At 74.6% G+C, this 26,061-nt stretch carries 22 protein-coding genes and 1 riboswitch; of the genes, 16 read left to right on the top strand and 6 right to left on the bottom strand.

All coding sequences use genetic code 11. The features are described 5' to 3' along the window. The first annotated feature begins 25 nt into the window (after positions 1-25). On the top strand, positions 26-1,336 hold the full coding sequence (locus O7598_RS22035) for a glycosyltransferase 87 family protein (protein WP_269693200.1): 1,311 nt from the start codon (positions 26-28) through the stop codon (positions 1,334-1,336). Here the strand turns inward: O7598_RS22035 and O7598_RS22030 are convergent. Next, positions 1,235-1,786 carry a GNAT family N-acetyltransferase gene (locus O7598_RS22030; RefSeq protein ID WP_269693199.1) on the bottom strand — a complete coding sequence of 184 codons (552 nt, stop codon included), beginning with the start codon at positions 1,784-1,786 and terminating at the stop codon, positions 1,235-1,237. The genes O7598_RS22035 and O7598_RS22030 overlap by 102 nt on opposite strands. Positions 1,787-1,866: 80 nt before the next feature. Between O7598_RS22030 and O7598_RS22025 the strand changes: the two genes are divergently transcribed. From O7598_RS22025 to O7598_RS21995, 7 genes are all read left to right on the top strand, one after another. Further along, entirely contained in the window at positions 1,867-3,096 is a 1,230-nt protein-coding gene (locus tag O7598_RS22025) for a winged helix-turn-helix domain-containing protein (RefSeq protein ID WP_269693198.1), read from the top strand. Next, on the top strand, positions 3,086-3,766 hold the full coding sequence (locus O7598_RS22020) for a DUF2752 domain-containing protein (RefSeq protein ID WP_442929883.1): 681 nt from the start codon (positions 3,086-3,088) through the stop codon (positions 3,764-3,766). Before O7598_RS22025 ends, O7598_RS22020 begins: the two co-directional genes overlap by 11 nt. A gap of 422 nt (positions 3,767-4,188) precedes the next feature. After that, positions 4,189-4,926 (top strand): FAD-dependent thymidylate synthase, encoded by a 738-nt coding sequence (gene thyX, locus O7598_RS22015; protein ID WP_269694938.1) that lies wholly within the window; start codon positions 4,189-4,191, stop codon positions 4,924-4,926. A gap of 52 nt (positions 4,927-4,978) precedes the next feature. Continuing rightward, positions 4,979-5,905 carry a 4-hydroxy-tetrahydrodipicolinate synthase gene (gene dapA / locus O7598_RS22010; RefSeq protein ID WP_269693197.1) on the top strand — a complete coding sequence of 309 codons (927 nt, stop codon included), beginning with the start codon at positions 4,979-4,981 and terminating at the stop codon, positions 5,903-5,905. Between the two features lie 51 nt (positions 5,906-5,956). After that, entirely contained in the window at positions 5,957-7,645 is a 1,689-nt protein-coding gene (locus O7598_RS22005) for a ribonuclease J (protein WP_269693196.1), read from the top strand. Between the two features lie 174 nt (positions 7,646-7,819). Next, positions 7,820-9,364, top strand: coding sequence for a S1 family peptidase (locus O7598_RS22000; protein WP_269693195.1), 1,545 nt, complete (start codon positions 7,820-7,822; stop codon positions 9,362-9,364). Between the two features lie 191 nt (positions 9,365-9,555). Beyond that, complete coding sequence (locus tag O7598_RS21995; RefSeq protein WP_269693194.1) at positions 9,556-10,458, top strand: TolB family protein; 903 nt, start codon at positions 9,556-9,558, stop codon at positions 10,456-10,458. A gap of 22 nt (positions 10,459-10,480) precedes the next feature. Here the strand turns inward: O7598_RS21995 and O7598_RS21990 are convergent, their stop codons facing one another. Both O7598_RS21990 and O7598_RS21985 read right to left on the bottom strand, forming a co-directional pair. Continuing rightward, a complete protein-coding gene (locus O7598_RS21990) occupies positions 10,481-12,061 on the bottom strand; it encodes a YbjN domain-containing protein (RefSeq protein WP_269693193.1) in 1,581 nt (526 codons plus the stop codon). Beyond that, the gene (locus O7598_RS21985; protein ID WP_269693192.1) at positions 12,058-12,537 is read right to left on the bottom strand and encodes a YbjN domain-containing protein; all 480 of its coding nucleotides are present in this window, start codon (positions 12,535-12,537) and stop codon (positions 12,058-12,060) included. Before O7598_RS21985 ends, O7598_RS21990 begins: the two co-directional genes overlap by 4 nt. Before the next feature lie 113 nt (positions 12,538-12,650). On the opposite strand from O7598_RS21985, the gene O7598_RS21980 reads away from it, so the two are divergent. Further along, on the top strand, positions 12,651-15,110 hold the full coding sequence (locus tag O7598_RS21980) for a DNA translocase FtsK (RefSeq protein WP_269693191.1): 2,460 nt from the start codon (positions 12,651-12,653) through the stop codon (positions 15,108-15,110). Positions 15,111-15,167: 57 nt separating this feature from the next. Here the strand turns inward: O7598_RS21980 and O7598_RS21975 are convergent, their stop codons facing one another. Next, a complete protein-coding gene (locus tag O7598_RS21975; RefSeq protein WP_091070989.1) occupies positions 15,168-15,413 on the bottom strand; it encodes a hypothetical protein in 246 nt (81 codons plus the stop codon). Positions 15,414-15,499: 86 nt separating this feature from the next. Continuing rightward, positions 15,500-15,814 (bottom strand): DMT family transporter, encoded by a 315-nt coding sequence (locus O7598_RS21970; RefSeq protein ID WP_269693190.1) that lies wholly within the window; start codon positions 15,812-15,814, stop codon positions 15,500-15,502. 56 nt (positions 15,815-15,870) lie between these two features. Continuing rightward, positions 15,871-15,935, bottom strand: a riboswitch (guanidine-III (ykkC-III) riboswitch). A 96-nt stretch (positions 15,936-16,031) separates the two neighbouring features. On the opposite strand from O7598_RS21970, the gene O7598_RS21965 reads away from it, so the two are divergent. The 7 genes from O7598_RS21965 to pspM all read left to right on the top strand — a co-directional run bounded on the left by O7598_RS21965 (position 16,032) and on the right by pspM (position 22,119). Further along, positions 16,032-16,955 (top strand): ornithine cyclodeaminase family protein, encoded by a 924-nt coding sequence (locus O7598_RS21965; protein WP_269693189.1) that lies wholly within the window; start codon positions 16,032-16,034, stop codon positions 16,953-16,955. Positions 16,956-17,018: 63 nt separating this feature from the next. After that, positions 17,019-18,518, top strand: a complete 1,500-nt coding sequence (gene rimO / locus O7598_RS21960) for a 30S ribosomal protein S12 methylthiotransferase RimO (RefSeq protein ID WP_269693188.1) — start codon at positions 17,019-17,021, stop codon at positions 18,516-18,518. A 47-nt stretch (positions 18,519-18,565) separates the two neighbouring features. Beyond that, positions 18,566-19,147: a CDP-diacylglycerol--glycerol-3-phosphate 3-phosphatidyltransferase gene (gene pgsA / locus O7598_RS21955; protein ID WP_175441531.1), complete on the top strand. Its 582-nt coding sequence runs from the start codon at positions 18,566-18,568 to the stop codon at positions 19,145-19,147. A gap of 50 nt (positions 19,148-19,197) precedes the next feature. Continuing rightward, positions 19,198-19,743 carry a CinA family protein gene (locus O7598_RS21950; protein WP_269693187.1) on the top strand — a complete coding sequence of 182 codons (546 nt, stop codon included), beginning with the start codon at positions 19,198-19,200 and terminating at the stop codon, positions 19,741-19,743. A gap of 168 nt (positions 19,744-19,911) precedes the next feature. Next, the gene (locus tag O7598_RS21945; protein WP_269693186.1) at positions 19,912-20,361 is read left to right on the top strand and encodes a helix-turn-helix domain-containing protein; all 450 of its coding nucleotides are present in this window, start codon (positions 19,912-19,914) and stop codon (positions 20,359-20,361) included. 127 nt (positions 20,362-20,488) lie between these two features. Continuing rightward, positions 20,489-21,343, top strand: coding sequence for a PspA/IM30 family protein (locus O7598_RS21940; protein WP_269693185.1), 855 nt, complete (start codon positions 20,489-20,491; stop codon positions 21,341-21,343). Positions 21,344-21,357: 14 nt separating this feature from the next. Further along, on the top strand, positions 21,358-22,119 hold the full coding sequence (gene pspM / locus O7598_RS21935) for a phage shock envelope stress response protein PspM (protein WP_269693184.1): 762 nt from the start codon (positions 21,358-21,360) through the stop codon (positions 22,117-22,119). 246 nt (positions 22,120-22,365) lie between these two features. Here pspM and O7598_RS21930 read toward each other — a convergent pair whose 3' ends face one another. Then, positions 22,366-26,046 (bottom strand): fibronectin type III domain-containing protein, encoded by a 3,681-nt coding sequence (locus tag O7598_RS21930; RefSeq protein ID WP_269693183.1) that lies wholly within the window; start codon positions 26,044-26,046, stop codon positions 22,366-22,368. Positions 26,047-26,061 lie beyond the last annotated feature (15 nt).

The raw sequence follows: 26,061 nt of genomic DNA, 5'->3' as shown, positions 1-26,061 counted from the left end.
CCTACGCAGGGCGAGGAGGGTGACGGTGGCGCAGGGTGCCGGGCGGACGACCGCGCAGGTCGTCGCCGTGGCGGCGCTCGCCGCGGCGGTCACCGTGTTCCTCTCCGTGGCGGCGGTCCGGCACGGCTTCTTCGACCTGCGGGTCTACTACGGCGCGCTGACCTACTGGGCGCGTGACGGCGGGGAGATCTACGACTTCCTGAAGGCCGGCACCCAGTACGGCTTCACCTACCCGCCGTTCGCGGCGCTCGTCATGCTGCCCATGGCGTACCTGCCGTGGAACGCCGCGATCGTGGTCAGCGTCGCGGCGACCGTGGTGGTCAGCGCCGTGGTGATCTGGTGGCTGCTGGACCCGGTGGCCCGCCGCTGCGGCTGGACCCGGTGGTTCACCCTCGCGGTCGCGCTCTGCCTGGCCGCCGCGTACGAGCCGATGCGCGAGACGGTCAACTTCGGGCAGGTCAACATGCTGCTGCTGTTCCTGGTGGCGGTGGACCTGCTCCGGCTGCTGCCGGCGGGCAACCGGTGGGCCGGCGTGGGCATCGGGCTGGCCACCGCGATCAAGCTGACCCCGGGCATCTTCGTCGTCTACCTGCTGGTCACCGGCCGCTGGCGGGCCGCCGCGACCGCGGTGGGCGCGGCCGCCGTCGCCACGCTGGTGGCCGCCGGCCTCTTCCCGGACGCCTCCCGGGAGTTCTGGACCGAGGCGCTGTGGAACACCGACCGGGTCGGCGAGCTGGCGTTCGTCTCCAACCAGTCGCTGCGCGGGGTGGTGGCCCGGCTCGACCCGGAGCACCCGAGCACGCTGGCCTGGCTGCTGCTCGTACTGGTCACGCTGGTGGTCTGGGGCTGGCGGTGCCGACGGGCGGTGGCCGCCGGCGACGAGGCCACCGGTCTGGCCCTGACCGGTGCGGTGATGTGCCTGGTCAGCCCGGTGACCTGGGTGCACCACCTGGTCTGGCTGCTGCCGGGGCTGATCCTGCTCGTCGACAACGGCACGGCGGCGCCCGCCCGGGGGCGCCGACGCCGCGTGCTGCTGGCCGCCGCGCTGGTCGGGTACGCGCTGCTGTGCAGCCGGATCGTCTGGGCCTGGGAGAAGGACTTCACCGGCGTGGACGGCTTCCTGGGCAGCAACACGTACGTCTGGATCAGCCTGGCGCTGCTGCTCGGCCTGCCGATCCGGCGCCGGGCGACGCCGACCGGCGGCGGCCGGGACGGCGTCCGCGGACCGGACGGGTCAGCCGTCGAGCCGGCCGGTGTAGCGCAGCTCGCGGAGGACGACGGGGTCGCGCCCGCCGTGCAGCGGCACCGGATAGGCGGACTCCTCCCCGTCCGGTGAGTGCCCGGCCCGTTCGTAGAAGCGGCGGGCCCGGGCGTTGTCGGCGAGCACCCAGAGCCGGTAATCCGTCCACCCCCGCTCGGCCAGGCCGGCCCGGGCCGCCGTGAGCAGCGCCGAGCCGGCGCCGGAACCCCAGTGCGCCGGCTCCAGGTAGATGGCCAGCAGTTCGCCGTGCGCCGGGTCGAGGTCGCCGCGGTCCTGGTTGTTCCGGTACGGCCCGAACGTGGTGAAGCCGGCGAGCACGCCGTCGGCCTCGGCGACCAGCGTGGTGAACGGGTGTTCCGGGTCGGCGGTGCCGAGGTCGCGGCGGCGCTGCGCCCAGGCGCGCGGGTTGAGCCGGCGCAGCACCTCGTCCGGCATGATCCCGGCGTACCCGGCCTGCCAGCCGTGGATGTGCACCCGGGCGATCGCCTCGGCGTCGTCGGACTCCTCCTGGCGGATGGTGAGCACCTGTCCGTTGTATGCCCCGACGGGCGAGGGGTCCAGCCGCCGCACCGGCGACGTCGTAGGTGTGGATTAGGGTCCCGACGATGGCCGCACCGGAATCGCTCTCGCTCGCCCAGGCCCGCCGGGTCGCCCTGGCCGCCCAGGGCTTCGCCGACCCGGCACCCACCGGCGTGCCCACCCGCCGGCACCTGCGCCGGGTGCTCGACCGGGTCGGGTTGATCCAGATGGACTCGGTGAACGTGCTCCAGCGCGCGCACTACCTGCCGCTCTACAGCCGGCTCGGGCCCTACCCGACCGCCCTGCTCGACACCGCCGCCTACCGCCGCCCCCGCGAGCTGTTCGAATACTGGGCGCACGAGGCGTCGCTGGTCCCGGTGGGGCTGCACCCGGCGCTGCGCTGGCGGATGGCCAAGGCGCGCGACGAGGCCTGGGGCGGGATGCGCCGGATCGCCCAGGAGCAACCCGAGCTGGTGACGTGGGTGCGCGACGAGGTGGCCGCCCGCGGTCCGCTCACCGCGGCCGAGATCGAGCACGACGCGCCCCGGGAGACCGGCAACTGGGGCTGGAACTGGTCGACCGTGAAGCGGGCGCTGGAGTTCCTGTTCTGGTCCGGCGAGGTCACCGCCGCCGACCGCACCAGCTCGTTCGCCCGCCGCTACGACCTGCCCGAGCGGGTGCTGCCGGCGGCGGTGCTGGACGCGCCCACCCCCACCGACGCGGACGCGCACCGCACGCTTGTCGCGATCGCCGCCCGGTCGCTCGGCGTCGCCGCCGAGCCGGAGCTGCGCGACTACTTCCGGCTGCCGGTGGCCGGGGCCCGGCGGGCGCTCGCCGAACTGGTCGAGGCGGGCGAGCTGACCCCGGTGACGGTGCAGGGCTGGCGGCAGCCGGCCTACCTGCACGCCGAGGCCCGGTTGCCCCGCTGGGTGCTGGGCAACACGCTGGTCAGCCCGTTCGACCCGCTGGTCTGGGAGCGGGCCCGCGCCGAGCGGCTCTTCGGCTTCACCTACCGCATCGAGATCTACGTGCCGGCGCCCCAGCGGGTTTACGGCTACTACGTGCTGCCGTTCCGGCAGGGCGAGCGCTTCACCGCCCGGGTCGACCTGAAGGCCGACCGGAAGGCCGGCGTGCTGCTGGTGCCGGCCGCCTGGGCCGAGCCGGGCGTCGAGGAGGGGGAGACCGCGATGGCGCTCGCCGCCGAGCTCTACCGGCTCGCCGGCTGGCTCGGCCTGGACGCGGTCGCCCCACCCGCCGCCGGCGACCTGGCCGCTCCGCTGGCCGCCGCGTTGGTGGGCGTGGCGGGTGTACGGTGAGCGCGTGACGAGCGTTGACCGGCCTGCCACCGCGCCCGACCCGCACGCCACCGCGCCCGGGCCCGCCGAGCCGCACGCGCACGCCGTCCCGCACGGGCACGCCGGCCCGCACATGCACTCCCATGCCGGCCCTGCCGGACCTGCCGCGCCGACCGGACCTGCCGCGCCGACCGGACCTGCCGGAGGGCCGTGGCCGGCCGGGGTGGCCTACCAGCCGGTCGAGCCCGACCGGTTCACCCGGATGGTGCTGCGCCTGCACGCCCGCGCCCCGCGCTGGGCGGTGCCGTTGGCCGCGCTCGGCTGCGTCGGCCTCGGCATGACCTACGCGCTGATCAGCGATCCCACCCAGAGCGACCCGGACGCCCGGCCGACCTGCCTGCTCAAGCTCACCACCGGGCTGGACTGCCCGGGCTGCGGCGGCACCCGCGCCCTCTGGTACGTGCTGCACGGCGACCTGCCGGCGGCCGCCCGGCACCACTTCCTGTTCGTCTTCGCGCTGCCGTTCCTGGCCTGGCTCTTCGTCGCCTGGGCCGGCAACCGGGCGTTCGGCTGGCGACTGCCCGAGTTGCAGCTCAGCCCGAAGGTGATCGGTGTGTTCCTGGCCGCCTGGGCGGTCTTCTCGGTGGCCCGCAACCTGCCGTGGGCGCCGTTCCCCTCGCTCTACGTCTGACGGCACCGCCACGCACGACGTGGTGGCGCGCCGTCCGGCCGTGGACGACCCGCTTCCCGACGCCCTGTCGAGATCACGCGACACGCGCACCTGGATGCCAGCTGCGGCAGCGCACGCGAACGCCGAGCTGCCGAATCCCACCGGCCCTTCGCGCATCTCCCGCGACCTGAGAGCCGTGTGCCACAATTCGAGAACGCCGAAGATCTTGGTATGAAATGGCCCCTGGAGGGGCCGATTCGTACCAAGATCTCGAAGCCGAATCCGGTGATGTCACCAACGACTCAGCTCGAAAGGCGCTTCAGGGGGAGCGCCGGGCCGCGCGAGACGGTGGCCAACGGCGCGGGATGCGACGGTGCCGACCCGGCCGCGTGCCCGATTTCCTCGGCGGGCGGGCGCCAACTACAGTCCTCGGCATGCCGGAGATGGTGCAGCCCCAGGTCAAGCTGATCGCGTGGACGCAGTTCCAGGCACCGGACGAGGTGCCGTGGTCGACCGACGCCGACGGTGGGCAGGCGCTCGCCGAGTTCGCCGGCCGGGCCTGCTACCAGAGCTGGAAGAAGCCGAACCCGGTCACCGCGACCAACGCCGGCTATCTGGCGCACATCCTCGACGTCGGTCACCTCTCCGTGCTGGAGCACGGCTCGGTGAGCTTCTACTTCAGCGGCGTCTCCCGGTCGTTCACGCACGAGCTGATCCGGCACCGGCACTTCTCCTACTCGCAGCTCTCCCAGCGCTACGTGCCGGAGCGGGACGCGGCGATGGTGGAGCCGGCGGTGATCGCCGAGGACCCGGAGCTGCACAAGCGGTTCGTCGAGGCGTCCGAGGCGGCGGTACGGGCGTACACCGATCTGCTGGAGGGGTTGGAGGCCCGCTTCGTCGACGAGCCGAACCCGACGCTGCGCCGCAAGCAGGCCCGGCAGGCGGCCCGGGCCGTACTGCCGAACGCGACCGAGACGCGGATCGTGGTGACCGGCAACTACCGGGCCTGGCGGCACTTCGTGAAGATGCGCGCCACCGAGCACGCCGACGTGGAGATCCGCGAGCTGGCCGTGGAGTGCCTGCGCCAGCTCCAGGGCGTGGCCCCGAATGTGTTCGCCGACTTCGTGATCTCCACGCTGCCGGACGGCACCGAGGTGGCGGCCTCGCCGCACGCCGAGTGAACCGTCGCCCTTCGCCGCCGGGGCACCGGTGGTCGTCCGCTAGGTTGTGAGCATGACGCACGACCACTCCGCCACCTCGGACCGTGGCCCGTCGCGCCCGTTCGGGCGGGTGATCACGGCCATGGTGACGCCGTTCACCCCCGACGGCGCGCTCGACCTCGACGGCGCGGCCCGCCTGGCCCGCCACCTCGTCGACGAGCAGGGCAACGACGCGCTGGTGCTCAACGGCACCACGGGCGAGTCGCCGACCACCACCGACGCGGAGAAGGAGAACCTGATCCGCGCCGTGGTCGAGGCGGTCGGCGACCGGGCCCGGATCGTCGCCGGGGTGGGCACCAACGACACCCGGCACACCGTCGAGCTGGCCGCGCAGGCCGAGAAGGCCGGCGCGCACGGCCTGCTGGTGGTCACGCCCTACTACAACAAGCCGCCCCAGGCCGGGCTGCTGCGTCACTTCACCACCGTCGCGGACGCCACCGGGCTGCCGGTCATGCTCTACGACATCCCGCACCGCTCCGGCGTGGCGATCGCCACCGAGACGCTGGTGAAGCTCGCCGAGCACGGGCGGATCGTGGCGGTGAAGGACGCCAAGGGCGACCTGATCGCCTCCGCGGAGGTGCTCGCCCGCAGCGACCTCGCGTTCTACAGCGGCGAGGACGCGCTGACCCTGCCGTTCCTGTCGATCGGCGCGGTCGGCGTGGTCGGCACGTCCACCCACTTCACCGGCGGGCAGACCAAGCAGATGATCGAGGCGTTCGCGGCGGGCGACACCGCCGGCGCGCTCGCGCTGCACCGTCGGCTGCTGCCGCTCTACACCGGAATCTTCCGCACCCAGGGCACGATCCTGGTCAAGGCCGGGCTCGCCGCCCAGGGCCTGCCGGCCGGCCCGGTGCGACCGCCGCTGGTGGAGGCCACCGGCGACGAACTGGCCCAGCTGCGCGCGGACTGCGCCGCAGCGGGCCTGCCCCTGCCCGAATGACCCGACGACACGACGGACGCCGCGCGGCGGCGTCGCAGAATGAGGTGACGCGTGACCGAGGCGCACATCGAGGGTGAGCTGCCCCCGCCGCTGCCGGAGGGCGGTCTGCGGATCATGCCGCTCGGCGGACTCGGCGCCATCGGCCGGAACATGACCGTCTTCGAGTACGACGGCAAGCTGCTCGTCGTCGACTGCGGGGTGCTCTTCCCCGACGTCGAGCAGCCGGGTGTGGACCTGATCCTGCCCGACTTCGGCCCGATCCTGGACCGACTGGCCGACGTGCAGGCGATCGTGCTCACCCACGGCCACGAGGACCACATCGGCGCGGTGCCGTACCTGCTCGCCCACAAGCCGGACATCCCGCTGGTCGGTTCCCAGTTCACCCTGGCGCTTGTCGAGGCGAAGCTGGCCGAGCGGCGGATCCAGCCCTACACGCTGACCGTGCGGGAGGGCGGCCGGGAACGGCTCGGCCCGTTCGAGTGCGAGTTCTTCGCGGTGAACCACTCGATCCCGGACGCGCTGGCGGTGGCCATCCGTACCCCGGCCGGCCTGGTGCTGCACACCGGCGACTTCAAGATGGACCAGCTCCCACTGGACGGCCGGATCACCGACCTGGCCGGCTTCGCCCGGCTCGGCGCCGAGGGCGTCGACCTGCTGCTGTCCGACTCCACCAACGCGGAGATCCCCGGCTTCGTCACGCCGGAGCGGGAGATCGGCCCGGTGCTCGACTCGATCTTCGCGAAGGCGAAGGGGCGGATCATCGTCGCCTCGTTCGCCTCGCACGTGCACCGGGTGCAGCAGGTCTTCGACTCGGCGATCGAGCACGGCCGCAAGGTGGCGCTGATCGGCCGGTCCATGGTCCGCAACATGGGCATCGCCCGCGACCTGGGCCTGCTCAACATCCCGGCCGGCCTGGTGGTCAACATCGAGGAGGCCACCAACCTGCCGCCCGAGCAGATCGTGCTGATGTCCACCGGTTCGCAGGGCGAGCCGATGAGCGCGCTCGGCCGGATGGCCAGCGGCGACCACCGGCACATCACCATCGCGCCGGGCGACACCGTGGTGCTGGCCTCGTCGCTGGTGCCGGGCAACGAGACCTCGGTCTACCGGGTGATCAACCGGCTGGCCCGGGCCGGCGCCGTGGTGGTGCACAAGGACGTGGCGAAGGTGCACGTCTCCGGCCACGCCCCCGCCGGGGAGCTGCTCTACCTGCTCAACGTGGTGCGACCGAGCAACCTGATGCCGGTGCACGGCGAGTGGCGGCACCTGCGCGCGCACGCCCGGCTCGGCATCGAGTCCGGCGTCGCGGCGGACCGGGTGGTGCTCTGCGAGGACGGCGACGTGGTCGACCTGGTCGAAGGCCGGGCCAGCCTGGTGGGGCACGTGCGGAGCCGCTACGTCTACGTCGACGGCCTCGCCGTCGGCGACGTCAGCGAGTCGCTGCTCACCGAGCGGCGGATCCTCGGCGACGGCGGTTTCATCGCCACCACAGTGGTAGTCGACTCGGTCACCGGCAAGGTGGTCGCCGGTCCGACCGTCTCGGCGAAGGGCTTCTCCGAGGACCCGGGCGCGTTCAACCCGGTGATCCCGCTGGTCACCGAGGCGCTCAACCGGGCCGCCGCAGACGGCATCACCGACCCGCACCAGCTCCAGCAGATCGTCCGCCGGACGGTCGGCCGCTGGGTCAACGACGCGTACCGCCGCCGTCCCATGATCGTCCCGACCGTCGTCGAGGTCTGACCCGACAGGTTCGCGCGCCGGCCCACCGTTCGCGGTGGGCCGGCGTCGTCGCATTCCGGGTACGCACCGACACGCTGCGTCGAAACCATTTGTCGCCGTTCAACCGATCGGCGCGCGTCTCCGTACTCCCTCCCGACCGGCGTGCCCCCGCGCCGGTCGGGAGGAGCGTGGCGGATGGACCGCAGACGGATGACAGCCATCGGCGTCGTGGTGGCGGCGGCCGGACTGACCGCGGCGGTGACCCTGCCGTCGTTCGCCGGTGAGGAACCCCGGCGGGCCGCTCCGGCGGCCGACGGCATCGCCCCGGAGGTCCTGGACGCGCTCGGCCGCGACCTCTCGATCACGCGCGACCAGGCGGTACGCCGGCTGAAGACCGAACGCTGGGCCGCCGGCACGGTCACCAAGCTCCGCACCGAACTCGGCGCCGACTACGGCGGCAGCTGGCTCAGCGACGACGGCGCCACGCTCAACGTGGCGGTTGCCGACCCGGCGGCCGAGGCCCGGGTGAAGGCGGCCGGCGCGGTGCCGAAACGGGTGGCACGCCCGGTGGCCGAGCTGGACGCGGTCAAGAGCCGGCTGGACGCGGCCGGCGCGGACGCGAGCCCTGACATCGCCGGCTGGTACGTCGACGTGGCCAGCAACTCCGTGGTGGTGGTCGCCCGGCCCGGTGCGGAGGCCGCCGGCCGCCGGTTCGCCGCCGTCGGCGGGACGGGCGCCGGCCCGGTCCGGGTGCGTACCGCCGACGAGGCCCCCCGCCCGCTCTTCGACGTGCGCGGCGGCGACGCCTTCTTCATCAACAACGCCGGCCGCTGCTCGGTCGGCTTCTCGGTGGTCGGCGGCTTCGTCACCGCCGGGCACTGCGGCCGGCCGGGGGACCGCACCGACGGGTCGAACCGGGTCGCCCAGGGCACGTTCTCGGCCTCCTCGTTCCCCGGTGACGACTGGGGCGTGGTCAAGGTGAACGGCGACTGGACGCCGCAGGGCGTGGTGAACGACTTCAACGGCGGAACGGTGCCGGTGAACGGCTCCACCGAGGCCCCGGTCGGCGCCTCGATCTGCCGGTCCGGCTCCACCACCGGCACCCGCTGCGGCGTGGTGCAGGCCAAGAACGCCACGGTCAACTACCCGGAGGGGACGGTCACCGGGCTGACCCGCACCGACGTCTGCGCCGAGCCGGGCGACTCGGGTGGCTCGTGGCTGTCCGGCGACCAGGCTCAGGGCGTCACGTCCGGCGGCTCCGGCGACTGCACCCGGGGCGGCGTCACGTTCTTCCAGCCGGTCAACGAGATCCTCCAGCGCAACAACCTGACGCTGGTCACGGCCGGCCAGCAGGCGCCCGCGGAGCCACCGGCCGGTGGTGGCGAGACCGCACCGCCGGCCAGCGCGCCGCCCGCCCCGCCGGCCGCCGACACCGAGTGCGCCGGCCAGGTGAGCCGGACCGGTCGGATCGCCGCCGGACGCGCCCAGGTGCAGCCGGACGGCCGGTTCTTCCGGGTGGCCGGCGGCGCGCAGGAGGCCTGCGTCGCCGCGCCGGAGGGCGCCCGGGTGGTGCTGGAGCTGCAACGCTTCACCGGCGGCACGTTCCGCACCGTGGCCCGCGCCGACAACGCCGACGGCATGGCGAAGCTGACCGCCGACACCCCGGCCGGCGCCTACCGCTACCGGGTCGTCGGCCTGGCCGGCTCCGGCGAGTACACGCTGGCGTTCTCCGCCCGCTGACCGCCGCCCGGCGGCTCCGAGACCGCGGCCCCCGACTGCCACCGCCCGGTGGTCGGGGGCCGCGCCGCGTCGGCGGCGCAGATCCTCCGGCACCCCCACCGCCCGGTGGTCGGGAGCCGCGCCGCGCCGGCGGGGCAGCAGGCCGCCCGTCGGACCTCTAGGCTCCGATGTGGACATCAACGGGGGTGGGCATGGCGAAGCGCGCGATGGCGGCGACGGTCGGTGCGATGATGGTGCTGGGGCAGGTGCTGCTCGGGGGCGCCGCGGCGGGTGCCGCCGAGCCGAGCGGCGGCCTGCTGGCCTCCGGCTACGACTCGACCCAGCGCCTGGACCCGGTCACCGGCCAGGTGCTCGGAGTGGTGGGCGCCGGTCAGGACGCCACGGTCAGCCGCTCCGGTCGCCCCGCCTACGTCCGCGACGTCGATCCCTGCCACCCGGAGACCGAGGGTTGCTTCGGCGCGGACGACCTGCTGGTCGCCGCGCGCGACGGCACGCGGGAACGGGTCCTGGTGCACAATCCCAATGCGCAGGGCGGTGTGTCCTGGCCCGATTGGTCGCCCGACGGCCGGTGGATCACCTACTACTGGGGCACGCGCGGCGAGCGCGGGCTCAACATCATCAATGTCGACGGCACCGGCAACGACCAGTTGGTGCAGGTCGGCGGGCCGGGCACGTTCTCGCCGGACGGCAGCTCCGTCGCCTACGTCAAGGACGGCGACGTGTTCGTGATCGACCTGGCCACCCGGGAGTCCCGCGCGGTGACGACCGAAGGGCTGGCCCAGTTCTCCCCGCCCGACTGGTCGCCCGACGGCGCGACGATCGTCTACGCCGGCCAGTCGGAGTTCCTCACCGTGCCGGCCGCCGGAGGGCCGTCCACGCACGCGGGCGTCTGGTCCGCCTCGCTGAGCGGCGTCGGCGCGCCGGTCTTCTCCCCGAACGGAGCGAAGGTCGCCTTCACCGCCACCGAGGCGTCCTCCGACCCGGACCTGCCGGGGATCCGGCGCGTCTTCACCGCCCGCGCGGACGGGTCGCGACTGCGCGCGGTGGCCGACCTGGACGCCGAGCTCACCGACTGGCTGCGGGTGCGCGGCTAGCGGACGGTGGATCAGGCCGGGGTCAGGGCAGCGCGGCGACCGCGTCGGCGTAGGCCGTGCCGGTGCGGACCGCGGCGGCCACCAGCACGGCGAGCTGCGTCGGGGCGACGCCGCAGGACAGGTCGGTGGTGATGCCGGCGGCCAGCACCAGCGTCTCGTCGTCGGGCTCGTGCACGTAGGCGGCGGGTAGCAGCCGGTCGTGGTTCCAGACGTTGCAGAACGCGTACGCCTCGGCGCGGCGGGCGGCCGGGAGCCGGCGGGTCGCCACCACCCGGGTGTGCAGCACGTCGCCGTGCCGGCCGAGCCGCCGGAACTGGATCGTCGCCTCGCCCCACCGCCCGACCAGCGTGCCGTCCGGCTCCACGGTGTACGTCTCGCCCCGGCCGTCCAGCACGGCGGCGAGCGTCGCCAGGTCGAGCGGGGCCGGTTCGTCCGGGTTGGCGCGGCCGGGTTCGGCCTCCTCGACCGCCGGCTCGTCGTCGAACTCGCTCTCGGCGGCCAGCGACACCGGCCCGGCGAGGGGCCGTTCGGCCAGCCAGGAGGCGATCCGCCCGGACTGGTGACCGGTGCCGTTGCGGGCGTCGAAGCTGCCGGCCAACGCGGTGGCCAGCGCCTGGAGTTGCGCGCCGAGCGTGGCCACGTCCACCTCGGCCGCCGGCCGGGAGCCGTGCCCGGGGCGGTGGATCCGCCGGCCGCCGAGACCGGCCTCCGCGGCCAGCCCGCAGAGCAGCGCGCCCGCCGCCGCGAACTCCATCGCGGACAGGTCGTCGGCCGGGTGGTCCAGTCGGGGCAGCTGCGCGGTCAGCAGCTCCAGCCCGCGGTGCAGGTAGCCACCCAGCGCGCAGAACCGCAGGTGCGTGGCGAGCAGCGGGAACGCGGTGCGCTCCCGCCGGTGCCGGCGGTATGCGCGCACGTGGGCCCGCGCCGCCTGGGTCACCGCGCCGGTGCGCAGCCACGGGAGAAGTCCCGCGGCGAGGGACCGTTCGGGTTGGTCGGTGCAGCCCGCCGGGTCGGTCGACGCCAGCGCCGCCAGGGCCGCCTCCGGCTCGCCCCAACGGGCCAGCAGGTCGGCCCGCCGTGCCGGGGCGCAGCCCGGGCAGCCGCCCACCGGGTCCGCCGGGTCGCCGGCCGTCCAGTCGGCGTACGCGCGCCGGGCGGCCGGCTCGTCACCGAGGTGGTCGGCGAGCCGGCAGCGCAGCTCGGCGACCGGCGCGGCGTCCGGGCCCAGCTCCTCGGCGAGCGTGTCGAGCAGGGACCGGGCCTGGTCCAGCCCCACCCGGGGGGTGCCGAAGAGCGCCTCGACCGCCTGCCGCTGGTGCCGGCGCAACCGGGTCAGCTCGTCGGGCCGGGCGTCGAGCAGCCCGGGGTGGCGGGCCAGTGTGGCCCGCAGGTGGCGGACCGGCTCCACGGTGCGCCACCGCTCACCCAGGTGCAGGTACGCCTCGACCAGCGCGAACCGCGCGGCGAGGGCGGTACGTGGGTCGCCGGTGGCGTCGGCGCGGGCGGCGATCCGCTCCAGCTCGGCGCAGCGTTCCTCGCCGTCGGGGCGGTCCCGGGCGTCGGCGAGCGCTGCGGCCAGCCCTCGGTCGCGGGCCGTCGTCATCGGACCGACCCGCCGGGCAGCTCGGCGACGGCGTCGGCGAGCTGGCAGCCGGTGGTGACGCCACAGTCGACCAGCCGGTCGAGCTGGTGCGGGGTCACGCCGCGTTCCAGGTCGGTGGTGACCTCACCGCAGACCTGGGCCGTCCCGTCGTCGGCGACGTGCACGTACGCCTTGGGCCAGAGCCGGTCGTGGTTCCAGGTGTTGCAGAACGCGTGCAGCTCGGGCACGCGTTCGATGCCGAACCGGGGCGCGGTGACGGTGCGCACCTGGAACTGTTCGCCGGCTGCGCCGCGACGGTGGAACCAGACCAGGCTCCGCTCCCAGCGGCCGACCAGGGCACCGTCGGGCTCCTCGACCACCGCGTATCCCCGGTGGGTCAGCACGGCGGCGATCAGCTCACCGGTCAGTGGCCGCAGCGCCTGGGGGTGCCCGGCCAGCGGACCGTCCGGACCGTCCTCGATCTCCGGCGACGCCATCGGGCATCCCTTCTGAGGCGAATAACACAAACGACGGTCCGATCCGTGCTGTGACACGCGGACACGACCCGGAAAAGCGGCGTTCCGCCGGGTACCGCCGTTACCGTGACTCTATGGCGGGCCGTACCTCTCAGGCGAGCCGGCGGCGCGGCGCGTCGCCACGTGGCTCCACGAACAACCGTGCCCGGCAACCGGCGAAGAAGGCGGCGCGCAAGCCCGCCCGGCGGCGACCGGCCCGCGGGCCGAGCCCGGCGGCGTTCGTCGGCGGTGCGGCCAACGCCCTGTGGATGGGGCTGGCCCACTCGGTCGGGTGGGTGTTCCGGGCCGCCGGCCGGCAGGCCGCGTCCACCCGGGAGCTCGACCCGGAGCACCGCCGCGACGGCGCCGGCCTGTTGCTGTTCGGGCTGGCCATCCTCGCCGCGGTGGGCATCTGGGGCGGCGGCGCCGGCCCGGTCGGCCGGCACCTGGCCGACACCGTGCGCCTCTTCGTCGGGGCGATCTCGATAGTGCTGCCGGTGCTGTTGATGGTCGGCGCGTGGCGGCTGATGCGTACCCCGGTCGACCCGGAGCACCGCGGTCGTGGCCTGGTCGGTTGGGGTTCGATGCTGCTGGCCACCGCCTCGATGCTGCACATCGGGCAGAACCCGGTCGACGAGGTCCAGCGCGACTACGCGGGCGGCCTGGTCGGCGCCGGCGTGGGCGACCTGCTGAAGTCGGCGGTGACCGCCTGGGTGGCCATGCCGCTGCTGGTCCTGCTGCTGGTGTTCGGCCTGCTGGTGGTGACCGCGACCCCGATCAACCGGATCCCGGAGCGGCTCGGCCTGCGCGCCGACCCGGACGCCCCCGAGGCCGTCGACGAGGTGGATGAGGTCGAGGCGCCGCCGAAGCCGGCGCGCAGGCGGCCGGCGAAGCGGCTCCCGCCGCCGCTGGACCCGGCGGAGTTGGACCCGGACGACGAGTTGGCCGGCGTCGACCTGCAGGAAACCATCGTGCTGCCGCGCAAGATGCCCAAGGTGCCGGCGAACCGCAAGCCGGCCGAGCCGCCGGAGCACTCGCCGCTGCCCACCCGCGCCGAGCAGCTCGCGCTCACCGGGCTGGCCGGCGACTACACGCTGCCGCCCGCCAACCTGCTCGGCGCCGGGGCCGCGGCGAAGACCCGGAGCAAGGCCAACGACGAGGTGATCGCGGCGCTGACCGGTGTCTTCGACCAGTTCGACGTGGACGCCGCGGTCACCGGTTTCACCCGCGGCCCGACCGTCACCCGCTACGAGGTCGAGCTGGGGCCGGGCGTCAAGGTCGAGCGGATCACCCAGCTGTCCCGCAACATCGCGTACGCGGTGAAGTCGCCGGACGTGCGGATCCTCAGCCCGATCCCGGGCAAGAGCGCGGTCGGCGTGGAGATCCCGAACACCGACCCGGAGAACGTGGCGCTCGGCGACGTGCTGCGCTCGCGGGCCGCGACCAGCGACCACCACCCGATGGTGGTGGCGCTCGGCAAGGACATCGAGGGCGGCTACGTGGTGGCCAACCTCGCGAAGATGCCGCACATCCTCATCGCGGGCGCCACCGGCGCCGGCAAGTCGTCCTGCCTCAACTCGCTGCTGGTGTCCGTCCTGACCCGGGCCACGCCGGACGAGGTGCGGCTGCTGCTGATCGACCCGAAGCGGGTCGAGATGACCGGCTACGAGGGCATCCCGCACCTGGTCACGCCGATCGTGACCAACCCGAAGAAGGCGGCCGACTCGCTGGAGTGGGTCGTGCGCGAGATGGACATGCGCTACGACGACCTCGCCGCGAACGGGGTCCGGCACATCGACGACTTCAACCGCAAGGTGCGCAACGGCGAGATCAAGGCCCCGCCCGGCAGCGAGCGGGAGATGCGGCCCTACCCCTACCTGCTGGTGATCGTGGACGAGCTGGCCGACCTGATGATGGTCGCGCCGCGCGACGTGGAGGACTCGGTCGTCCGGATCACCCAGTTGGCCCGCGCCGCCGGCATCCACCTGGTGCTGGCCACCCAGCGTCCGTCGGTGGACGTGGTCACCGGCCTGATCAAGGCGAACGTGCCGTCCCGGCTGGCGTTCGCCACCTCGTCGCTGGCCGACTCCCGGGTCATCCTCGACCAGCCGGGCGCGGAGAAGCTGCTCGGCCGCGGCGACGGCCTGTTCCTGCCGATGGGCGCGTCGAAGCCGGTGCGGATCCAGGGCGCCTGGGTGACCGAGCGCGAGATCGCCGACGTGGTCAAGTTCTGCAAGGACCAGCGCGAGCCGGAGTTCCGCCCGGACGTGCTCGCCCCGGCGCAGGACAGCAAGAAGAAGATCGACGAGGACATCGGCGACGACCTGGACCTGCTGGTGCAGGCGGTCGAGCTGGTGGTCACCTCGCAGTTCGGCTCGACCTCGATGCTCCAGCGCAAGCTGCGGGTCGGCTTCGCCAAGGCGGGCCGGCTGATGGACCTGATGGAGACCCGGGGCGTGGTCGGCCCGTCCGAGGGCTCCAAGGCCCGGGACGTGCTGGTCAAGCCGGACGAGTTGGAGGAGGTCCTGGCCGGCCTGCGTGGCGGCGAGGGCTGACGGCGGACACGACACGGGCCCGCCGGACGACCGGCGGGCCCGTGTGACGTGGTGGCCTCAGGAGTTGAGGATGGCGTAGCCGATGATCATGCCGAGCACGGCGCCGGCCACGCTGGCGGCGGCGGCGTACCAGCCGAGGGGCTTGTCGCCGAGCACCGCGCCGACGATGCCCAGCACGAGGCCGACCAGGCCGAACAGCGGCGGCAGGATGAAGATCGCGATGGCCGCGAAGACGAACGCGATGATGGTGCAGATCCGGGCGGCGCTGCTGCGCGGGCGGGCGGTGGCGTGGACGTCGGCCATGGGTTCCTCCGTGGGGTGATCTCTCTCGGTGAGCTGCGGATCACCTACCCCGACCGTGCGGCCGTCCAAACCGGATCGCGTATCGATCAGTGGAAGACTTTCAGGCCGACCACACCGGCCACCACCAGCAGCAGGCAGGCGATCCGAGGCAGGTTCGCCGACTCGCCGAGCGCGAGCATGCCGACGAGCGCGGTGCCCACCGCGCCGATCCCGACCCAGACCGCGTAGCCGGTGCCGACCGGGATGTCGCGCAGCGCGTACGCCAGGCCGGCCATGCTGCCGACCAGCGTGACCGCGAAGACGGCGGAGGGGAGGGGGCGGGTGAAGCCGGCGCTGCGGTCCAGGGCGATCGCCCACGCGGTCTCCAGCAGTCCGGAGAGCACCAACACGATCCAGGCCATGATGAGTCACCTCTGACGGGCGGGCCCGGTCCGTCGCACCGGGCGGTGGTCGTTGCCGCGGGGCGTCGTGCCTGACCGGGTACGCCCACCACTCGTCCGGGACGGCCCGAGGACCGTCGTGGCCGACGCTAGCACCGGCCGGGCGGGACCGGGGGCGGGGTGAGAAAGCCCACCATCGCTGGAGTTCACGCGAACTTCAGGTTGCACGATTGGCGTCATGACCGTGCTCTTCTCCGACGAGGACGTCGCGGCGGCCGTGGACGCCCCGCTCACCGTCGCCGCCATGCGGGACGCGCTGCTCGCCGCGCACGACGGGCGGTTGATCGCCCCACCCCGGGCGTCCGCACCGCTGGGCGCCGGGCGGATGGTGCTCACCGCCGGCCACCTCACCGGGGAGTGGTACGGCTTCCGCTCGTACGACACGTTCGGGCACCCGGAGAGCGGGCAGCTGGTCGTGCTGCACGACGCGACCACCGGCGCGGTACGCGCCATCGCCGTCGGCGAGGAGCTGGGCTCGCGGCGTACCGGGGGACTGGGCGGGGTGGCGGTGGACGCGCTGGCCCGTCCGGACGCCGCCACGCTCGGCGTGGTGGGCTCCGGCCGGCAGGCGTGGACCCAGGTCTGGGCCGCGGCGGCGGTCCGGCCACTGCGCGAGGTGACAGTGCACAGCCGGTCGACCGCCCGGCGGGAGGCGTTCGCCGCCCGGGTCCGGGCCGAGCTGGGCGTGCCGGCCCGGGCCGTCGGCTCGGCCGCCGCCGCGGTGCGTGATCGCGATCTCGTGGTGATCGCCACCACCAGCACCACGCCGGTGCTGGCCGCCGCCGACCTGGCGCCGGGCACGCACGTCAACACCGTCGGCTTCAAGCAGGTCGACCGGCACGAGTTCGGCACCGACCTGCTGGACGCCGCCGACCTGCTGGTCACCGACTCGCCGGGGCAGGCCGCCGCGTACGCGCCGCCGATGCTCGCCGCCGTCGAGCCGTACGCCGGGCGGCTGCGCGACCTGGGCGCGGTGCTGGCCGGGGCGGTCCCCGGCCGGACCGGCGCGGACCAGATCTCGGTGTTCTGCTCGACCGGCCTGGCCGGCACCGAGGTGTTCCTGCTGGACCGCCTCGCCCGCGCGCTCACCTCGGCGCGGTGAGAGAGGGACCCTTCTCTACCGCAGGCGTTGACAAGGGGCCCTTCCTTGCACCTGTACCCTCGGATGGTGTCTGATGCTTCCTCTCCGCAGTCCGACGGGCGCCGGGTTGCGCTGCTGACCCTGGGCTGCGCCCGTAACGAGGTCGACTCGGAGGAGTTGGCCGCCCGGCTGCACGCCGACGGCTGGCAGGTGACCACCGACGGCGAGGGCGCCGACGTGGTGGTGGTGAACACCTGCGGCTTCGTGGAGAAGGCCAAGCAGGACTCGATCCAGACGCTGCTGGCCGCCGCCGACACCGGCGCCAAGGTGGTCGCCGCCGGCTGCATGGCCGAGCGGTACGGGCGGGAGTTGGCCGACAGTCTTCCCGAGGCGCAGGCGGTGCTGAGCTTCGACGACTACCCGGACATCGCGGCCCGGCTGGACGCGGTGGTGGCCGGCGAGGCGATCGACGCGCACACCCCGCGCGACCGGCGCGAGCTGCTCCCGCTGACCCCGGTGAAGCGGCGCGAGGCGGCGGTGTCGTTGCCCGGCCACGGCACCCCGACCCGGGTCGCGCCGGAGACCGACGCGCACACCCCGGCGCACCTGCGGCAGGTGCTCCGGCACCGGCTCGACACCGGCCCGGTGGCCTCGCTGAAGCTGGCCAGCGGCTGCGACCGGCGGTGCGCGTTCTGCGCCATCCCGGCGTTCCGCGGCGCGTTCGTCTCGCGTACCCCGGACGAGCTGCTCGCCGAGGCCGAGTGGCTGGCCAAGACCGGCGTCCGCGAGCTGGTGCTGGTCAGCGAGAACTCCACCTCCTACGGCAAGGACCTGGGCGACCCGCGCGCGCTGGAGAAGCTGCTGCCGCAGCTCGCCGCGATCGACGGCATCGTGCGGGTACGCGCCAGCTACCTCCAGCCCGCCGAGACCCGGCCCGGCCTGGTCGAGGTGATCGCCACCACGCCCGGCGTGGCCGCCTACTACGACCTGTCGTTCCAGCACTCCAGCGAGCCGGTGCTGCGCCGGATGCGCCGCTTCGGCTCCACCGACCGGTTCCTGGAGCTGCTGGCCTCGGCCCGTGCGCTGGCGCCGGAGGCGGGCGCCCGGAGCAACTTCATCGTCGGCTTCCCCGGCGAGACGAAGCAGGACGTCGCCGAGCTGGTCCGGTTCCTGACCGAGGCGCGGCTCGACGCGATCGGCATGTTCGACTACAGCGACGAGGACGGCACCGAGGCCGCCGGGCTGCCCGGCAAGGTCTCCGCCGGCACGGTCAAGCGGCGCTACGACAGGCTCAGCGCGCTCGCCGACGAACTCTGCTCCCAGCGGGCCGAGGAGCGGCTCGGTTCGACCGTGGAGGTGCTGGTGGACTCCGTCGCCGACGGGGTGGTCGAGGGTCGGGCCGCCCACCAGGCGCCCGAGGTCGACGGCTCGACCACGCTCGTCGCGCCGGACGGCGGCGGGGTCGACCTGGCCGCGCTGCGCCCGGGCGACCTGGTCCGGGCCCGGGTGACCGCGACCGAGGGTGTCGACCTGGTGGCCGTGCCGGATGAGATGATCTCGGCGGCGCCCGGCGCGGCACGGTGACGGCGGGCCCGGACGGAGCGGGGAAGCCACGTGGCGCGATGCCGGACATGACCGGGGCGGAGTCGACGGTGGCGGCCCCCGTGCCGCTGCTCAACGCCGCGAACCTGCTGACCGCGGCGCGGCTGGTGCTGGTGCCGGTGTTCGCGGTGACCGTGGTGGCGTCCGGGATGAGCCATGCCGGCTGGCGGATGGCGGCCTGCCTGATCTTCGTGGTGGCCTCCGCGACGGACCTGGTCGACGGGTGGATCGCCCGCCGGTTCGCGCTGGTCACCTCGCTGGGCAAGGTCGCCGACCCGATCGCCGACAAGGCGCTCACCGGCGCCGCGCTGGTGCTGCTCTCCTGGTACGACCGGCTGCCCTGGTGGGTGACCGTGGTGATCCTGGTCCGGGAGCTGGGCATCACCGCGATGCGCTTCTGGGTGATCCGGCACGGGGTGATCGCGGCCAGCCGCGGCGGCAAGATCAAGACAGCGCTCCAGATCCTGGCGATCACCTGGTACCTCTGGCCGATGCCGGCCGCGCTGGCCCCGGTCGGCCCCTGGATCATGGGCGCGGCGGTGCTGGTCACCGTCGCCACCGGCTTCGACTACGTGGCCCAGGCGCTGCGGCTGCGTCGTCCCGCCCGTTGATCCGGGCAGCCGGCGAGTAAGCCGGCGCGACGCGGGAAGAAGGGGCGGTCATGGAGGACACCGACGCGAGACACCAGCGGCCCGCCGGCAGTCCGGCGGCATCCGTGGTGCACCGCCTGCACGACTGCGGCGAGACGCTGGCCACGGTCGAGTCCCTGACCGGCGGCCTGCTCGCCGCCGCGATCGTGGAGATCGCCGGGGTCAGTTCGATCTACCGGGGCGGGCTGGTGGTCTACGCCACCGAGCTGAAGGCGACGCTTGCCGGCGTACCCGAGGACCTGCTGGCGTCGCGCGGGCCGGTGGACCCGGACGTGGCCCTCGCGCTGGCCGAGGGCGGGCGGCAGCGTTGCGGCGCGGACTGGGGGCTGGCGACCACCGGCGTGGCCGGTCCGGAACCGCAGGACGGCAAGCCGGTGGGCCTGGTCTACGTGGCGGTGGCCGGCCCGGCCGGCTCCGAGGTGCGCCGCCTCGACCTCGACGGCGGTCGCGACCACATCCGCACCGCCGCGGTGATCGAGGCGTTGCGGCTGCTCGCCGAGCGGATCCAGGTGGCCCGCGACGCCGAGACCGACCCGGCGGGCGCCGGCCGGCGATGATCTCCGTCCCGGCGCCGGCACGCCCGACCGCGGGCGCGCGGCACCGGCCGGGCCGGTCGGATTGGACAGGCGGGGTGGGATGTCGTCGTGGCGGTCAACGGGTACGGTTGCGGGAAGGCTCCGGCGCTGTCGGTCGGGCATGGTGACCCGATTTCAGGGGGAGGTGCGATGGTCCTGCTACGCCGGGTGATCGGTGACGCACTGCGGGCGCGCCGGCAGGGGCAGCACCGCACCCTCCGCGAGGTCTCGTCCGCCGCCAACGTCAGCCTCGGTTACCTCTCCGAGATCGAACGCGGCCAGAAGGAGCCCTCCAGCGAGCTGTTGGCCGCGATCTGCGACGCGCTCGGCGCCCGCCTGTCCGAGCTGCTGCGCGAGGTGAGCGACACGGTCGCCCTGGCCGAGCAGATGCCGGGCGTGCTGGTGCCGGTGGCCGACGAGTCGGTCGAGTCGACGCCGGTGGCCGCGGCCGCCGTGCGCAAGGCGACCAACCGCGGGGTTCGGCAGGTCACCTCCGACGGCGCGGTGGCCGTCCAGGTCCGGCAGGATTCGCCGCTCAAGGCGACGCTGCGCAGCACCCGGGTTCGCCCCGCCGAGCGGGACGTGGTCTGCGCCGCCTGATCCCGGCCGATCGCGCATGGTCGCCACTGGCGCTCGCGTCGTAATGTTGATCAGGGACGTACGGGTGCCGGAGTGGCGTCCGACTGGGACGATGTAGGCGCGACGCTACTGAGGGGACGAGGCGGAGATGGCTAACCCGTTCGTCAAGGGTTGGAAGTACCTGATGGCGGCCTTCGGCGCGAAGATCGACGAACACGCCGATCCGAAGGTGCAGATCCAGCAGGCGGTCGAGGAGGCGCAGCGGCAGCACCAGGCCCTGGTCCAGCAGGCGGCTGCGGTGATCGGCAACCAGCGCCAGCTGGAGATGAAGCTGTCCCGGCAGATCACCGAGGTGGAGCAGCTCCAGGGCAACGCGCGGCAGGCGCTCACGCTGGCCGACCAGGCCCGGGCGAAGGGCGACGAGACCGAGGCCGGCCGCTACGAGCAGTCCGCCCAGATGCTCGCCACCCAGCTGGTCTCCGGCGAGCAGGCGCTGGAGGACCTGAAGACGCTGCACGACCAGGCGCTCAACGCGGCCGCCCAGGCCCGCAAGGCGGTCGAGAACAACTCGATGATCCTGCAGCAGAAGCTCGCCGAGCGCACCAAGCTGCTCAGCCAGCTGGAGCAGGCCAAGATGCAGGAGAGCGTGGCCCGCTCGTTGGAGTCGATGTCCTCGCTCACCGCGCCGGCCAGCACCCCGTCGCTGAACGAGGTGCGCGACCGGATCGAGAGCCGCTACGCCACCGCGATGGGCCGTGCCGAGCTGGCCGGCAACTCGGTCGAGGGTCGGATGCTGGAGATCCAGAAGGCGTCGCTCGACTCGGCCGGATCGGCCCGACTGGATCAGATCCGGTCGAGCATGGCCGGCGACCAGCTCGGCGGCCGGCAGGAGCGCCCGGCGGTGGGGCAGCAGGCGTCCGACCCGGCGGCCTCGGCCCGGCTGGACGAGATCCGGGCCAGCATGAGCCGCGACCGCGGCACCGGGGAGACCACCACCGGCTGACGGCGAGGAGAGCCATGGCGGACGAGCGAGCGCGACACTTCCGGCGGCTGGGCAAGCTGCGGCGTTCGGCCCGGCGGTGGAGCGTGCTGGCCGGTGGGCTCGGCGGCGCCGCCGCGGTGCTCACCCCGTACGCCGGGCTGGGTCTGCCGGACGCGGCCTGGGCCGGCGCCGCGGGCAGCGCGATCGCGGTCGCCGTCTGGCGCTGGGCCGACCATCGCGCACTCGCCGCCGTGCCGGCGCCCCCGGCGCTCGACCCGGCGGTGGCCGCCGCCCGCTCCCGCGCCCGGCTGGTCGCCGCCGTCGAGCGGCTGCCCGTCGGTCCCGGCGTCCTCGCGGAGGTCCGCCGGGTCCGGTCCCGCCTCGCGCTGCGCGGCACCGCCGCGGCCGAGCCGTGGGCCCGTCTCGACCGGGCCGCGCTCACCCTGGCCGGCCTGGCCGGGCGGCTGACCGGGCTGGCCGAGCCGGCGGTCCGGGAGGCGGCCGAGGCGGACCGTTCCCTGCGCGAGCTGGCCACGCGGGTGGCCGGCGTGGAGGGCGCGGTGAAGCTGGCGCCGCAGGGGCCGCTCGCCGAGGTGCACGCGACGCTCGTCGCCCAGTTGGAGGACGGCGTGGCCGCCTACGAGCGGCTGGTGGTCGCCGCCGCCGGCTACGTGGCCGAGGACGCCCGCCCGAACACCGCGCACCCGGCCGCCGCCCGCCTCACCGAGGCCACCGACCTGCTGCACGGCGTCGCGTCCGCCCTGGCCGAGCTTCGCACTCCGCTCCGCGCCCCCTGACCGCCCGCGTCCCGTCCTGGCCCGCGTCCCGTCCTGGTTGTCGAGCGGACTCTGCTCGGCCGTTACGTTCTGTGACGCCTTCCCTGGGGCAATGCGGTCAAGACTCGGATACCTCGGAGTCATAATTATGCCTCTGAGGTATGCCGCACCGAAGTGATGTCTTCTTCGGCGCCGTCCGCGCGATCCGGGTCCGCCCGGCGCGACGCGGTGCGCTCCCGACCGGACCCGGGAGGTCACGCGGCCGGGTCAGTCGGGGGTGGTGACGGGGATCGGCGGGGTCCAGGCGGAGGTGCCGACCACGTTCGTCGCGCGTACCCGGTAGTGGTAGGTCACGCCGCGGGCCAGGCCGGTGTTGGTGAAGCCCCGGCCGGTCACCCGGAACGTGGCCGGCTCCCGGGCGAACGCCGCGTCCGCGGCGCGCTGCACCACGAACCCGGCGCCCGGCCCGGCGGGCGTCTCCGCCGACCAGCTCAGCGTCACCGTGGCCGTGTCCGCCGACGGCGTGCCGGCGGTGGCGGACACCCCGGTGGGCGCGGCCGGCCGGGGCGGGATGGTCACCGTGGCCACCGTCGACCAGGGTGACGCCGCACCCAGGTACGTCGTGCGTACCCGGTAGTAGTACGTGGTATCCGGGGCGACGGCCGGGTCCAGGTGGGACTCGCCGACGGCGATCGCCGTGGTGCCCGGCCCGCTGGTGAACGTCGGGTTGGTGGCCCGCTGCACGTCCACGCCGGTGGCGAAGGAGTGGTTCGCCCAGCGCAACGCCACCCGCGCGGGCGCGGCGGGCGGCACCGACGCGGTCAGCCGGGCCGGCGCGGTCAGCCGCACCGAGGCCGGCGCGCTGTTCGACCAGGCCGAGCAGCTCACCGCGTTCTCGGCCCGGATCCGGTAGTGGTAGGTGACGCCGGGTGTCACCGTCGCGTCCGTGTAGCGGGTGGCGGTGGCGGCCACGGTGATCTCGGTGAGGCCGGTGGTGAAGGCGCTGTCGGTGGCGCGTTGCAGCCGGTGGCTGGTGGCCCGGGGGCGGCTGCCGTTGCCGGTCCAGGTCAACGCGATGGCGGGTAGCGCGGTGGCCGAGCCCGGGGCCGGGGTCGCGGTCAGCCCGGTCGGCGCCCGGGGCGTCACCCGCAGCACCAGCGGCCGGCTCATGCCCTGGTCGCGCAGCCCCGCCGAGCGGGTCTGCCAGCGGTACTCCCAGCCCAGGTTGACCAGTTGGTTGACCACCACCGTGGGCCGGCCGTCGACCGGGCTGACGCCGCCGGCATCCAGGCGGGCGCCGGCCGGCCGGCTCGGGTCGAGCAGCCGTACGCTGTCGCCGATCGTGAACGGCAGGCTGGGCGGGACGGGGCGCAGCGCCACGATCACGTCCTCCCGGGGGTTGACCCGGACGGTGTCCTTCCACCCCAGCTCACCCGGATCCGGCGGCCGGAGCGTGCCGTCCCGGCCGACCCGGTTGACCAGTTGCACGTCGCAGCCCTCGACGTGCACCGGGTGGGTGCGGTCCGCGTCGCCGACGATCCGCCAGAGCTGGGTGCCGTCCGCCGGCGCGCCCACCGGCACCGCCGGGTCGGTCACGAACAGCACCTCGGTGGCCGGCTCGGTCGGGCCGAGCGGCAGGACGGCCGGGGCGAGCGGACCGCCGACCGGGTGAGCGACGCCGAGCCGCCCCACCGCCCGGCCGTGCCGGGGCTCGAACACCTGCCCGACCGCCTTCACCGACAGCGGCAGGGTGACCGGGGCGGACGCGCCGGCCGGGGTGAACGTGACCGAGGTGGCCCGCGCCGGGACGAGGGTCGGGCCGGCGGTGCGGGTGCCGAACGCCGGGTCGTACGCCGGTTGCGGCACGATCGGCGGCGGCTGGCTCCGCGCGTACGCGCCGGGCAGGTGGGCGGCGAGCCGCCGCAGGTCGTACCGGGCCGCCGGGGTGCCGGTGACCCGGATCTGGAGCAGCGTCCGGGTGTTCGGGCCGTAGCCGGGGCGTGCCGGCGGCAGGCCGCCCGAGGCGGTGCGGTCCGGTGCGCCGGTGTGGTGGTCGTGGCGGGTGTCGAACCGGGGCAGCGGCGCCGGGCAGTCGTTGTAGAGGATCAGCGTGGTGCCCGGCGGCACGGTCGAGAAGTCCACCAGCACGTCGGCGCGTTCGCCGGGGGCGAGCAGCAGCGCGTGCCCGTCCACGTTGAGCACCGTCGCGTCCTGCCTGTCGTACCGGTAGTCGACCGGCCGGTTGGCCAGCACCACCGGGGCCGGCAGCAGGCCGCCCTCGTTGCCGATCTGGATCAGCTCCGGCCCGGCGGCGGCCGGGTCGGGCACGCCGCCGTCGCGCCCGTCGACCGGCCAGTACGCCGGCCGCCCGGCGGCCCGGACCGCCTCGACCATCGGCACCTCACCGGCGCGCGGGTCGCCCGGGCCGCCGTCCGGCGCCCACATCGGCGCGTCCGAGGCGGCCCGGTAGAGCTGGAGGTTGAGCGCCCGGTCCGTGCAGGCGTTCAGGATCCGGAACCGGTACGCCCGCGGGGCGACCTCCAGGTAGGGGTAGGCCACGCCGTTGACCAGCGGGGTGTCCCCGTACGCCTCGGGGACCGCCGACGGGTGCGGCACGCCCGGGACCAGCGGCGGCTCGTCCGGGTCGGAGACCGGGTCGTGGTGCGGATTCGGCACCGGGGCCACCCAGGGACTCGCCCCGCCGTCCGGGTCGTGGGCCCACGGCCCGTAGTCCCAGCGGCCGGTCGGGTTGGTGCCGCTGAGCCGGTACGGGTTCTGCCGGGGCTGGTAGACGTGCGGGTGCCAGAGGCTGCCCTTGGCGCCCCAGCGCTCCCGGTCCCAGGTCGGGTCCTGGGCGGCGAGCTGGGCGTCGTCGGGCACGAACGTCTTGTCCTCGATCACCAGCGGGAACTGGTCGGCGGGCAGCACGCCGTCATCCACCAGCTGATCCTCGGCCGGGTCGGTGAGCAGGTAGAGGGCGATCTGTCCGGAGTAGACGGTGAGCCGGGACAGGCCGAGCGTGTTGTCGTGCAGCCACATCAGCCGGCCGCTCTGGTCGTTCGGGAAGTAGAGCGTGGTGGCGCCCGCGCCGGGGGCCGGCATGTCCGGCACCGGCGTCACGCCCACCCCGGTCGGGTACGGGGTGATCTCGCCGGCCGGGGTCACCCACTGCCACGGGTTGCCGGCGCTGATCCACCCGGTCCGGGCGCCGGCCAGGTGCGGCACCGCCCGGTTCTGGGGGTACGGCGCGGGCCCGTCCAGCGGTCCGGCGCCGGCCCCGTCGACCGTCTCGTCGACCGGCAGGAACAGTTCGCCGGCCCGGCCGGTGGGAAGCTGGTTGATGAACTTGATCCGCACCGGTCGGCCCCGCCGGGCCACGATCATCGGGCCGAGGTGCCAAGGCCGGTCGGGCGGGCTCACCGTGTTGTGGCCGGACGCGTCGGTGCCGAGGTTGAGCTGGCGGTAGCCGCGCAGGCGGGTGGCGGGCAGGTCCCGGTGCAGGCGCTGCGCGTACTCCTGGAGGCCGATCTCGTAGTAGTCGCAGCCCGGCCAGGTGATGGTGTCCGGAACCGCGACCGGCAGCCGGGCGCCGAGCCCGGCGGTGGGCGGCCGGCCGGGCAGCGGCAGCGGGTCGACGAACTTGCGGATGCCGGTGCCGGGCACCGGCCGGCCGTCCGGGTCGAGCGTGGGCAGCGGGCTGCCGGCGGTGTTCGGCACCGGCCCGAACAGGCGCGGCACGGCGGCCGGGTCCAGGCTGGCCGGTTCGGCCGGCGCCGCGGGCCCGCCACGCTCGGCCGGCGTCACCGGCTCGGCGGGCGTCACCGGCTCGGCGGGCGTCTCCGGCGCCTGGTCGGCGGCGCGGGCGGTGGGAACGGTGGGCGCGGTCTCCTCGGCGACCGTGGCGGCCCGGTCCGGCCGGCCCGGCCGGAGTCTGCGGAACAGCACCATGGCTCTCCCCGGGAT

It is taken from the genome of Micromonospora sp. WMMC241 (assembly GCF_027460165.1).
Classification (GTDB): Bacteria; Actinomycetota; Actinomycetes; order Mycobacteriales; family Micromonosporaceae; genus Micromonospora; species Micromonospora humi.
The sequence above is the reverse complement of the archived record's forward strand: the minus strand, read 5'-3'. Positions and strand labels throughout refer to the sequence as shown.